Here is a 12,939-nt window from a genome sequence, read left to right as displayed (position 1 = left end):
TTAATAAAAGTTGTTAAAATCACTATTTTAATCTTTAAAGGAACAAGGTGATCGGTTTGATCATCTTGTTTCATTTCTTAAATTTTATTTTATTCATTAAAAAACGCTAGCTTTTCATAAATGCTTGAAAAACTAGCGTTTTAATAATAGGTATCTGTAATTTGATTACTTAAAACTATATACGAAAAAGCTTTTATGTTATTCCTCAAGTTCTATCCATTCCTGTGACCATTCTTCTATTCCGCGAATAATAGCTTCTAAAGCAAATCCTTTTTGAGTTAAAGAATATTCTATACGAACTGGTGTCTCAGGAAAGACTTTACGTTCGACAATTCCTTCTAGTTCTAATTCTTTCAATCTTTCTGAAAGTAATCTTCCGCTAACAGGAAGAGAAGATTCAAGCGTACAAAAGCGCTGAGATCCAGAAAAAAGTTGGTAAATAATTAGTGCTGTCCATCGTTGGCTAAAAAATTTCATTCCTTTTTCAAAGCGAGGGCATAATGTAGAATCATTCATTTTCCTTCACCTCCTAAAACAAATTATATAACATCTTACTATTAGTAACAAATGTTTTTATAATTAATTACTTGACGTAAATTAATTACGAATGTATATTCACTTACATAAGGTAACTAAGTTGTTTTATGTAACTAAAACTCTTTTCTTTAAATGGCCAAAGTTGTAATGATACATATTGCATATAAGCTGAGAGAAAAAAGAATAGCATCTGTAAAAACACTTACGTTGTGTAAGTTAAACAATAAAAAATATAACAATGGAAGAGAATTTTTAGAGATTCTCAATACTAGGAGGTACCTAATGGTTACAACAGATACAATTCATATGTTAGAAGATAAAATTCAATTTATACATCAAGATGGAAAGGATATTTATTTAGTAGGACCTATCAAATTGCCAATTAATTTATATGGGGAGACTAAAATTTTCCAATGGTATTCTTGGTTACAATGTAGTGAGGTTACAAATAGTGTAGAAGGAATTATCAAAAAACTCTCATCTATTAATTTAGCTGATATGCAGCAATCTAGTGTGCTTGTATATGGTGATTTTGAGAATTCTGAAGATGCCCTAATTCGTATGCATAGTATTTGTCACACCGGTGATATCTTTGGTAGTAAACGTTGTGACTGTGGATTCCAATTAAAGCAGTCTTTACAAATGATTACAGAACATGGTTCAGGTGCTTTATTTTACTTAGCGAATCATGAAGGAAGAGGAATTGGTTTGTTTAGTAAAGCAATGACGTACCTCTTGCAAGAAAATGGGTTAGATACAGTAGAAGCTAATCTGAACCTAGGCTTTGAAGATGATGTTCGAAACTATGATGATACAATTGAAGTATTAAAAGCGCTACGCTCAAAACCTGTAAAACTTATTACAAATAATCCGAAAAAATTAGAAGCGTTACAAAAAGCTGGATTAAATGTTACGAGTCGTGAACCGTTATGGGGTGATATCTCAGAGTTTAATGAGAAATATTTGCAAACGAAGATTCAGCGTTCTGGACATTTTGAAGGGGGACACTTACATGCTTGAGCATGAATTGTATATGAAGCTAGCACTAGAAAATGCCAAGGCTATGAAGGGACAAACGACTCCAAATCCATTGGTTGGATCTGTAATTGTAAATGATAATCGAATTGTAGGGGTCGGAGCACATATGAAGGCCGGAGAACCACATGCCGAAATACATGCGATACGTATGGCTGGAGAACAGGTACGTGGTGCTACAATCTATGTAACTCTTGAACCTTGTTCTCATCATGGTAGAACAGGGCCTTGTGCTGAAGCAATTGTACAAGCAGGAATTAAGAAGGTAGTAGTTGCTACACTTGATCCAAACCCGCTTGTTTCTGGACGTGGAATTAAAATTCTACAAGATGCAGGTATTGAAGTACTTGTAGGAGTGTGTGAAGAAGAATCTAAAAAAATGAATGAAGTCTTTAATAAATATATTTTGACAAAGCGTCCATTTGTAACGATTAAATCAGGAGTTACATTAGACGGTAAAATCGCTACGTCTTCATCGGATAGTAAGTGGATTACATCTACAGAAGCAAGACAAGAAGTACACCAAATACGAAACGAAAATGCGGCTATTTTAGTAGGAGCGAATACTGTTCAAAAGGATAATCCATCATTGACAACACGTATTCCAAATGGACGAAATCCAATTCGAATAATATTGGACTCGACATTACGCATACCGATGGAAGCTAATGTTGTTACAGATGGAGAAGCTCCTACCTGGATATTTACAACAAGTAATCATGCAGCGAAAAAAAAGATAGCATTAGAAAATGCAGGAGTTAAAGTATTTGTTACTAGCGGAGAAAAGCATATAAACTTACATGAAATGCTTGATGTTTTAGGGCAAAAAGGAGTTTCCTCCCTGCTTGTTGAAGGTGGTGGGAGAGGTAAATGCTTCGTTTATTGAAAATAAATTGATGGATAAACTTATATTATATGTCGCACCAAAAATTATTGGGGGCAGATTGGCGCCTAGCTTTGTAGAGGGGACTGGTATTACTAAAATGCAAGATGCAATTGAATTTAAGGATGTATCATTTACCCAGGTTGGAAAAGATTATAGATTTATTGGCTATCCAGAATATCGGAACATATAAGGAGAATAAAAGCTACTTATATGTTCCGATAAATGGATTGCAGAAAGGAGCGATGAAGAGTGAAGTTTGGATTTGATATCGATGATACATTAATTGATTTAAGGCAGCATGCTTTTCATTTATATAATAAGAAATTAAACAAAAAAGTAGGATTGGATGTATTTCATTCTTTAAAAACAATTGAAATTCATGAAGCATTTGGCATGACTTCGGAGGAAGGCAGTCATATGTGGAATAGTTTGCTGGATGAGATTTATTATACTTCTTGTTCACCGTTTCCATATGCAGTAGAGACATTACAAGAATTAGAAAAACAGGGACATGAAATATACTATATAACAGCACGGCCTAAAGAACATGGAGAGCAAACAAAAAAATGGTTAATAGAAAAAGGTTTTCCGGTACATGAAGATCGCTTTTTCTATGGAATGAAGGATGAAGAAAAAATACACTTCATACAAGAAATAAAATTAAACTATTTCTTTGATGATAAGCCGGCAGTCTTAGAAACGTTAATAGGAAAACCGATAAATGTGTATGCAAAAACTACTTCTTACAATCAACATCTCAATATCCCGCGGATTACAAGTTGGACGGAGTTAGGAGATATTATAAAGAAAGAAATGTGAGGATTTAACTGGCAAATCAAATAGAGCTAAGAGTATATTGAGTGTTACAATTTTAGAGGAAAGACATAGGTGTTATGTCTTTCCTTATTTTTTAATACTATCGTTTTTATTAGTGTGATGTGCTAGGAGTACTTCTAATAGAGAGGAAATAGAAAAATGAGCAATAAGAAAAATATTTTTAAGCTAGTCTTGTATGGTAGTGTAATTTATACATCAATGATGGGTTCCCCTAGTGCCACAATATTTTTGGATATTTTGGATGAGAAGTTCAAGAATTAATAGGGTGTGTTCATAATCATGAATTTTTGGAAAACCAAAATTACAATGTTAGGTTATTTTGAATCAGTAGTGGATGATATGCAAAATTGCATATTACAAAATAAACATCGTAATTTTTGGATTCTTGGTATAAAATACATTACTTAAACTATATATTAGAATGGAGAAAGTGAATTGGAATTATTAAGAAACAGTAAGGTTGGTACAAAACTAAACATATTAATAACTATATCAAGTATTGCATGTATAGTATTATCCCTAATAGGGTTTTGGGGATTAGAAAGAGGGAAAAGTACTTCCTCTAATATGTATGAGGATAATTTACTACCAATTGAGTGGATTGGTATTGTAGAATCTAATTTTTATCATGTTAATATGAACTTTATGGAAATTATGGTATCAAAAGATGAAAAAAGAATGAATGAATTAATAAGAGAAATGGACGGAATTCGTCAGGAAAATGATTATCTTTTAAAGCAGTTTGAGGCTAAAGTTATTTCTACTAAAGAAAAAGAATTATATAACACGTTTTATGAAACATTTAATAAATTAAGAACTCAAATGAAGAAAGCGCAAGAATTAGGGAAATCTAATAATGAGGAAGCATATGCATATTACCTAAAAGAGATTGAACCTAATATGCAAAAATCAATAAAATCAATTCGTGAATTAATTTTATATAATAGTAATAATGCAGAGCTTTTACAGAAGGAAAATAATAATAGTGCTCAAAATACAATGATAATGTTTGTTAGTATTTCGCTTTTAGCAATTTTGATAATTATATTAATTGGATATATTATTAAATTAACTATCCGAAAACCACTTGTGTTACTACAAAATGATATGGAAAAAGTAGCAGCTGGAGATTTAACAACACGTACTCCTTATAAAGCAAATAATGAATTAGGGCATATTGTTCAGTCTTTTAATAGTATGTTAGATAACCTTCAACAATTAATTGCGAATGTTAAGATGACAACACAAGAGGTTATTTCTACTACGGAGGGCGTATTACAAGATACAAATCGAGCGTCTAGTATTTCAAATGAGGTTGTACAGACTGTTTTAGAAGTAAAAACAAAAATAGAAGGACAGGTAACTAGTATTCAGGAGAGCTCATCCTCAATGGAAGAAATTACAACAGGGGTGCAAACTGTAGCTGAATCTTCAGCAGTAGTCGCTGAGGTAGCAGTAACGACTACAGAACGAATAAATATCGGTAGTGAAGTGATAAATCACTCTATTCTTCAAATGAATAGTGTGCATGATGTTGTCGAGGAAACATCAAAAGTAATAAATAAACTTGTTACACGTACACAACAGATTGATACAGCTCTCGCTGCAATTACTAATATTGCCGAACAAACGAATCTTCTTGCCTTAAATGCCGCTATTGAAGCGGCACGTGCTGGAGAGAATGGGAAAGGATTTGCAGTGGTTGCCGCAGAAGTTCGAGACTTGGCTGAGCAATCTAAAGAATCTGCAAAGGAAGTGAATCATTTAATAAAATCCATTCAACAAGATACTCAAGATACAGTTAATGTCATGCGAAAAGGCCAACAGAAGGCAGTAGAAGGAAAAGAAGCTGCCCACAAAGCGAATCAAACCTTCTTGTCTATTATGAGAGATATTGATAAGATTACAAGTCAAATTCAAGAAGTATCCGCAGCGACAGAAGAGATGTCTGCTGGTACAGAAGAAGTAAATGCTTCTCTTTCGCTAGTTTCTGAAACTGCAACGGATGTAAAAAAAGAGACTCTTCAAACAGTAAAATCAATTCAATCACAAGCTGTATCAATTGAACAAATATCAATTCAATCTAACAAAATGAAAGAAAAGGTGGAAGAATTAACGGAACTGGTTTCAAAATTTAATATTACAGAATAAGATAATTTATTCAATTACAAATGTAATAACATGTATGAAAACACATGAAGACTTAAGGGGCTTCGTGTGTTTTTTTATTGAATAATGTATGAAATAATATTGGATCATTTCACGGTATTTCAAAAATTTCGGTTTTATATCCATATATGCAAAATTACATATATTTAATGATTGATAATCATGAGCTAATGTAACTATAATAATTACACTAATAAGTAACTTACTGACGACAGTTATAAGTAAAGAAGGAGGGTTTTATTGTATTTTGTATATAAAAAATAGAAAAGGAGATATGTAAATGAAAAGGCTACTTGTTATAGGCATCATGTATACAATGTTTTTCCTCATAGGAAATATACACTTACATGCTGATGAACGAACAAATGTAAAAGAAATTACTAGTTTAGAAGAGCCTACTTGGATATTTCAGGCGGGCATAAGTAAGGGTAAATATCACGATCGACAAGATTTAGGATTTATTTTGCAGAGAAATACACCATTAAAGGTAAGACAAACGAATCCTAATTTTAAAGACAAATTAACATTACGTTTATTGTCTAATGACTCTAAAAATGAAAAATCCATACAAGTAGGAAATGAATGGATTACCATTCAAGGTGATACGCCTTTAGTTCCTTTCATAGATACTCCGTATGGTGAAGAGCACGCTGTACTTGAGTACCAACTAGGGAATGAAAGTGCTACTAAACCTCTTGCGATTTATAAACAACAAGGAAGTGTATCTCAATTTTTTAGTACATGGGATCAATTTGATGGAGAGTATGCGTTAATTCAAGGGGAGAGTTTTCAATTATTTGTACCTAAAAAAGATAAAGAGTTAGTAAGATCTTTAAAAGATTTTCAATCGTTGGATGAGTTAATTGCATATTATGAAGATATTTTTGCGATGTATGATTCAATTATTGGTTTAGATGGCTCAACGGTTGAAAATAAAAAAAGTCAAAATCGTTATTTCTTAAAAGCAGATATATCTGGTGCTGGCGGTGCCTATTATGGCGCAAATTGGACAGCCAATAGTACAGATAGTACAAAGATGTGGTTAGATAAACTAAGTTGGGGAACTTTACATGAAATCGCTCATGGATACCAAGCTGGTTTTGATAATCAAGGAATATTTACAGGAGAAGTTTCTAATAATCTATTTGGTGTTCAATATCAATATAGTAAATACGGCAAAAAAGCAGATCAAGTTGGTTGGTTATTTAATTTTGGGAAGAAGGAACAGGTAGAACGGAATTTATACAATGCTTTAATGAAAGAAAATAAAAATTATGATGATTTAGATTTGCGACAAAAACTTATTCTTTTAACGATGGCGAAACAAAAAGCTGGCGATGAAGCTTTTGCAAAAATGTATCAAGGTTATCGAAAACTAGCTAGCAATGCTGCTTTCAAAAAGGGGGATTATTCTTTACCGGATTTAATGAATCAGTATTATAGCGAGAATGTACAAGTTGATTTTACACCCGTTTTTGAAAGATGGGGCTTTAAGCTTAATCATAAACAAATAGAGATGAATAGGGCGAAAGGTTATCCGGCAATTACTTCTTTAGCGTATATAGTGCCTGAATCACAATTAGCTAAGGCGAGAGCTCTAGTTGATCCTGATATTCCGATAAACTCTAACTTTGAAATAGTTACGAATCAGCAAATTGCTTCACTTGGGTTAAAAGGGAATTTGCATATCCATTTACATACAAATGAAATAGATACATTGAAAGGAAGAAAGATTAAATTAAAAGAAAGGAATACAGTTGTTCAAGAAAAAACAATTGAAACAGCAGATATCAATTTACAAGACGTACCAAATGGGGTTTATACGGTTGAAATTTCAGGTGAGAAAATGGATAGAATGTATCATTTCCGTTCGTATTATGCCTATGTAAAGGAAAAGGATAATAGTCTAACGATTGATGTTAACGAAATGAAAGTGAGCAATTTGGTAAATGAAACGATTCAATTCCTAGGATTAGGAGATGATCAGTTTGCCGAATTAAATACAGACTTAGAGCAAAAGCGGGCTGTTTTTACGGTTACTACTAAAACGCCTCATAGCTATTATACAGATGAAAAATACGCATCAATAGAGGTGTTTAATGAGAAAGGTGAAAAAATTTATACGAAGGAAATGGAAGGGACAAATGTAACGATTGTAAAAGATACTATTCCACTAAAAGAAGGATATAAAATTAAAATCTATCATGATGAAATAAAAAAACGATTAACTAGTAAAGCTACTATTATTAATCCTATGAATAAAACAAATGAATTTATAATGACAAAATGGGGACTGAAAAATACTTATTTAAAAAATAATCCAGAAGAAAATCTTATGAAAAGAATTGATGAAGAAATGGAAGAAATTATAAGTAATCCGGTTTTAAAAGAGATACCAATGCAAAAATTAGAAATGAAAAAGAATGTGTGGATGGCGATAAATATGTTATCAGAACCACAAAAAATAACGTATATAAATAAATATAAAGATAGCTTATATAATGAGTAATTTTTGAGGAATGAAATGAATCTAAAAGTAAAGACGCAATCTATCTATATTATGAGGAATCACAATTCATAAACAGTAGATAAACATAGATAGTTTGAAATATCTATGTTTCCAATTTTGAAAAAACATTTATTTAACTTAATAATAAGATTATAAAGGAGTAAGAATATGAATAATTTCGTAAAGGTAGGTTTAACTACAGGAGTGGTGTTATCGGCGATTATGCCTTATGGAGGAGTACATGCGGCAACAGAAGATTTAAAAGTGGACACAAAGGAGGATACGTTCCGAACAGGTAATTTAACAGCACCTTCTCAAAATTCGGCAGAAAATGTAGCAAAGGATGCACTAAAAGGAAAAACAGAACAAGCATTATCATCAAAGCAAGTTAATACGGAATCCAAAGTTAATTATAATGTTACGCAAAGTCGTAAATCTTATGATGGTACTACATTGGTACGTCTTCAACAAACGTATGAAGGACGTGATGTATACGGATATCAACTAACAGCACATATTAATGATGATGGTGTACTTACGAGCGTTTCGGGGGATAGTGCCCAAGATCTACAACAACAGGAAGATTTGAAACAACCTATTACTTTATCAGAAGAGGATGCAAAGAAACAGCTTTTCAACATCTATGGAAATGATCTTACATTTATTGAAGAACCAGAAATTAAACAAGTAGTATATGTAGATGAAAATACAAATAAAGCTACAAACGCATATCAAATTACTTTTAGTGCATCTACACCTGAATATGTATCTGGTACAGTATTAATTGATGCTTTTGGTGGTAATCTATTAAAAGAACTCGTTCAAAAATTAGGTATACAAGTAGATAGTAGTATTGTCCAATCTGCGACAGTAAATAAATCACAAGATCCTTCAAAATTAACAGGTACAGGAAAAGATGACTTAGGTATTAATCGTACGTTTGGAATTACGCAGCGAAGTGATGGAACGTACATGCTTGCAGATTATTCTCGTGGTAAGGGAATTGAAACATATACTGCTAATTATAAAGATTATAATAATTATAGAAGAAATGTATGGGGTTATCTCGATGATTTAGTAACAAGTAATTCTACAAATTTTACAGATCCTAAAGCAGTTAGTGCCCATTATTTAGCAACGAAAGTATATGATTTTTATCAAGAAAAATATGGCCGTAACAGCTTTGATAATAACGGACAAAAAGTAATTTCTGTCGTTCATGGTTGGAACACAAATGGTACGAATAAAGGGAATCCTAAGCAGTGGTTTAATGCATTTAGTAATGGGGCTATGCTGGTATATGGAGATCCAATTGTTAGAGCATTTGATGTGGCAGGACATGAATTTACACACGCGGTTACAAGAAATGAGTCTGGACTTGAGTACGCAGGAGAAGCTGGTGCAATTAATGAAGCGTTATCTGATATTTTAGGAGTAGCAGTTGAAAAGTATGCAAATAACGGAAAGTTCAATTGGACAATGGGAGAACAATCTGGTCGTATTTTTAGAGATATGAAAAACCCATCATCTATCTCTTCTAGATATCCGGAGGACTATAGACATTATAATAACTTACCTATTGATGCTGACCACGATCATGGTGGTGTACACACGAACTCTAGCATTATTAATAAAGTAGCTTACTTGATTGCTAGTGGTGGAAACCATAATGGAGTAAACGTACATGGCATTGGAGAAGATAAAATGTTTGATATTTTCTATTATGCAAATACGGATGAATTAAATATGACTTCTGACTTTAAAGAATTAAAAGAAGCTTGTATTCATGTAGCAACGAACTTATATGGTAAAGACTCATTAGAAGTACAAGCTGTCCAACAAGCCTTTAAAGCAGCTTATATTTAATATTATTGTGATGAATTATAAATTCTTTCATTTTAATATAGTGATTAATTTGTATATATAGACAAAAACCTTGTAGAATTTTTCTGCAAGGTTTTTTTGAATGTTATCCCGCTATTTGCCGGGCAGTAAGACCCCGCCCTAAAATTCAGCGGAAGAAAAGAAGTTAGGTGGGGGTCGGGCTGATTAAAGTTTCACTTTATGTTATATGGTTTTTAGTTAATTAGGATAAAAAATAATCCTATAACTGTATGTAAGAATGTGTAATTTTACACTCTTTTTTATGATAGAAAAGGATACTACGTTAGTAAATATAAAAAGTTAGAAATTATAGTATATAGGGCACTTTTTTGTTCCTATGGAACTTTAAAGTGCGTAATTTTCTTTCTAGTTAATATAGATCATAATGGTATTTACTGGTTGGTTTTAGCTTTACTCTGCTGTTGATGTGATTTTTTAACATGACAATGATTAGAATCAGAATTATCGAGTAGATCTAAATGATGATAATTTCGATTTTTAATTCAGTACAGAGTGCAATAGCTACATAATTTTCGTTTATACTCTTTCGAAAAAAGGGTGGATCTGCTTATTTTCTGTTAAAGATAAGAGAAGTGAACCACAATATAAACGTAATTATTTATTCCAACGTAAGTCAATCATGTAGCACATGAATTTGGAGGGATCTATATGCATATGCAATTAAAAGGGAAAACAGCACTGGTTACTGGATCTACGGCAGGCATTGGAAAAGCAATTGCCACTTCATTAGTAGCGGAAGGAGCTACTGTACTTATTAATGGACGCCGTGAAGAAAATGTTAATCAAACGATAAACGAAATTCGAGCGCAGTATCCGGAGGCTATCCTTCAACCTGTAGTAGCTGATTTAGGAATAGAACAAGGGTGCCAAAACGTGATTGAAAAGTACCCTGAAGTAGAGGGTGAAATTGAGAACTTAGGAATTTTTGAACCTGTAGAATATTTTGATATCCCTGATGAAGATTGGTTTAAATTGTTTGAAGTCAATATTATGAGTGGTGTTCGGCTTACTCGCTCGTACTTGAAAAAAATGATTGAAAGAAAAGAAGGAAGAGTTATCTTTATTGCTAGCGAAGCAGCTATTATGCCATCTCAAGAAATGGCTCACTATAGTGCGACTAAAACGATGCAACTTTCACTTTCTCGCAGTTTAGCTGAGCTGACGACAGGAACGAATGTGACTGTTAATACTATCATGCCTGGTTCGACTTTAACGGAAGGAGTGGAGACTATGTTAAATAGTCTTTATCCTAATGAGCAATTGACAATAGAAGAAGCTGAGAAGCGATTTATGAAAGAGAATCGACCAACCTCTATTATTCAAAGACTTATTCGTCCAGAAGAAATTGCCAATCTTGTCACTTTCTTAAGCAGCCCACTTTCTTCAGCGATTAATGGTTCCGCGTTGCGAATAGACGGGGGATTAGTACGTAGTGTATTTTAATAAATTAAAAACAACATAGTATTCTGTAGAAAGTAAAGATGGTAAGACAAATAAGTTGTATTTTACTCATTAATAGAAATATACAAAAAGCAAATTGTGATAAGAAAACAGCCGGATTTTCTACTATAAGAAAAATTCGGCTGTTCTTTTTTACTTGTTGTAAAGGATGGAAAGCTTTTAGCGTTGTGGCATTTCTTAAGAAAAAGATAAGACGAAGCAATCCCGCTGTTATTTGTATTATTTAGTGAAAGTTACCAAACGTTTTTCAACACTATTTTCCCAATTGCTTTATTTGATTCCAAATATTCATGTGCTTGTGCAACTTCATCAAACGTAAAAGTTTTCGAATCTAGTAATGGTCGAAGGTGTCCCTCTTCTACTATTTGCGTTAGTTTAGTTAAAATTTCCCGGCAAGCGTCACGTTTATCTGTATGTAATATTTTTAACGCCATAAAAGTAACGTGCAGAGAGAGTCCTTTTGCGTGTAAAGGAGAGAGGTCATGGGTTGAACGAGCTGCAATTGTTACGACAGTTCCGTTGACTGCAGCAGCTTCGAAAGAGTTATCGAGATTCTTGCCACCTACTGTATCAAATATAACTTCAAATCCGTTGCCATTCGTATGTTTTTGCACATATTCTTGAACAGATTCTTCTTTATAGTTAATAGCTATGTCGGCTCCTAGACGATGGGCTATTTCCATTTTGTTCTGCTGAGAAGCAGTTGTAAAAACTTTAGCACCAGCCCATTTAGCTAATTGAATGGCTACGTGTCCTACGCCACCAGTAGCTCCATGAATGAGCACATTTTGACCTGATTTAATATTTGCACGATCAAATAAAGATTCCCAAGCTGTAATTGCAACCAATGGTAGAGCAGCTGCTGCTTCCATTGTTAAACTTTTAGGTTTGTGAGCAATTAATCGTGCATCAGCAAGCATAAATTCTGCAAGTGCACCTCCAGTTTCTTTAAAACCTCCGGCACATCCGTATACTTCATCCCCACATTTAAATTTCGAAACACCTTCTCCTACTTCAATAACAATACCAGCTACATCGCCGTGTAATATAGCTGGAAACTCAGGAGCGACTGCTGAAACGGCACCACTACGCATTTTTGTATCGATTGGATTTACACTTGTTGCTTTTACATCGATTAGAACATGACCTGGTAAAAGTTTTGGTTTTGAAACTTCTTCTAATTGAAATACAGATGAACCCCCAAAAGAATGGATAATTTGTGCTTTCATAGTTTATACCTCCTGTTTGTGGTTATAGCATAGCAAAGTACGAAAAATAAGTATAATATTTTGAATTTGGATATTGAGCATTTTATATAAAGAAGAGGAAAGTACGTGGGATCATGTAACGTACTTGCAAAAGCAACTGTAAAGTTTTTTGAAGAAAGGATAGATGTTATTTTTGCAGCACGATTTATTCATTATGTTTATTACTACTCACTTAGTATAGGTACTTTAAAGTGCCTACATCACTTTAAAGTACGTACTGTTATTCATGTTATGGCCGATTTATAATAACACTCGTAGCACAAAGAAAGTTATAACGATTACAATCGGCAACAATGTGGTGTTGCAGTGTTGCTTATAAATTTTGAGAAGAA

9 protein-coding genes and 1 pseudogene are annotated in these 12,939 nt (G+C 33.1%); 8 read left to right on the top strand and 2 right to left on the bottom strand.

The features are described 5' to 3' along the window. Positions 1-198: 198 nt before the first annotated feature. Complete coding sequence (locus tag BC_RS16915; RefSeq protein WP_001000104.1) at positions 199-516, bottom strand: winged helix-turn-helix transcriptional regulator; 318 nt, start codon at positions 514-516, stop codon at positions 199-201. A 303-nt stretch (positions 517-819) separates the two neighbouring features. Between BC_RS16915 and BC_RS16910 the strand changes: the two genes are divergently transcribed. From BC_RS16910 to BC_RS16880, 7 genes and pseudogenes are all read left to right on the top strand, one after another. After that, a complete protein-coding gene (locus BC_RS16910; protein ID WP_000258858.1) occupies positions 820-1,557 on the top strand; it encodes a GTP cyclohydrolase II in 738 nt (245 codons plus the stop codon). Then, positions 1,550-2,648, top strand: a pseudogene (gene ribD, locus BC_RS16905) (bifunctional diaminohydroxyphosphoribosylaminopyrimidine deaminase/5-amino-6-(5-phosphoribosylamino)uracil reductase RibD). Before BC_RS16910 ends, ribD begins: the two are co-directional and overlap by 8 nt. Before the next feature lie 59 nt (positions 2,649-2,707). Then, the gene (locus BC_RS16900) at positions 2,708-3,277 is read left to right on the top strand and encodes a 5' nucleotidase, NT5C type (protein ID WP_000668224.1); all 570 of its coding nucleotides are present in this window, start codon (positions 2,708-2,710) and stop codon (positions 3,275-3,277) included. Between the two features lie 453 nt (positions 3,278-3,730). After that, entirely contained in the window at positions 3,731-5,446 is a 1,716-nt protein-coding gene (locus tag BC_RS16895; RefSeq protein ID WP_000422016.1) for a methyl-accepting chemotaxis protein, read from the top strand. A 298-nt stretch (positions 5,447-5,744) separates the two neighbouring features. Next, entirely contained in the window at positions 5,745-7,973 is a 2,229-nt protein-coding gene (locus tag BC_RS16890) for a putative mucin/carbohydrate-binding domain-containing protein (RefSeq protein WP_000826224.1), read from the top strand. Between the two features lie 168 nt (positions 7,974-8,141). Continuing rightward, positions 8,142-9,839: a M4 family metallopeptidase gene (locus BC_RS16885; RefSeq protein ID WP_001058941.1), complete on the top strand. Its 1,698-nt coding sequence runs from the start codon at positions 8,142-8,144 to the stop codon at positions 9,837-9,839. A 687-nt stretch (positions 9,840-10,526) separates the two neighbouring features. Beyond that, on the top strand, positions 10,527-11,321 hold the full coding sequence (locus BC_RS16880; protein WP_000551096.1) for an SDR family NAD(P)-dependent oxidoreductase: 795 nt from the start codon (positions 10,527-10,529) through the stop codon (positions 11,319-11,321). 251 nt (positions 11,322-11,572) lie between these two features. Here BC_RS16880 and BC_RS16875 read toward each other — a convergent pair whose 3' ends face one another. After that, the gene (locus BC_RS16875) at positions 11,573-12,568 is read right to left on the bottom strand and encodes a zinc-dependent alcohol dehydrogenase family protein (RefSeq protein ID WP_000647271.1); all 996 of its coding nucleotides are present in this window, start codon (positions 12,566-12,568) and stop codon (positions 11,573-11,575) included. A gap of 105 nt (positions 12,569-12,673) precedes the next feature. Here BC_RS16875 and BC_RS16870 point away from each other — a divergent pair, with 105 nt between their 5' ends. After that, the gene (locus tag BC_RS16870) at positions 12,674-12,853 is read left to right on the top strand and encodes a hypothetical protein (protein ID WP_000534222.1); all 180 of its coding nucleotides are present in this window, start codon (positions 12,674-12,676) and stop codon (positions 12,851-12,853) included. Positions 12,854-12,939: the final 86 nt, after the last annotated feature.

The organism is Bacillus cereus ATCC 14579 (assembly GCF_000007825.1).
GTDB classification, from domain to species: domain Bacteria; phylum Bacillota; class Bacilli; order Bacillales; family Bacillaceae_G; genus Bacillus_A; species Bacillus_A cereus.
This window is presented reverse-complemented; position numbering and strand designations above follow the sequence as displayed.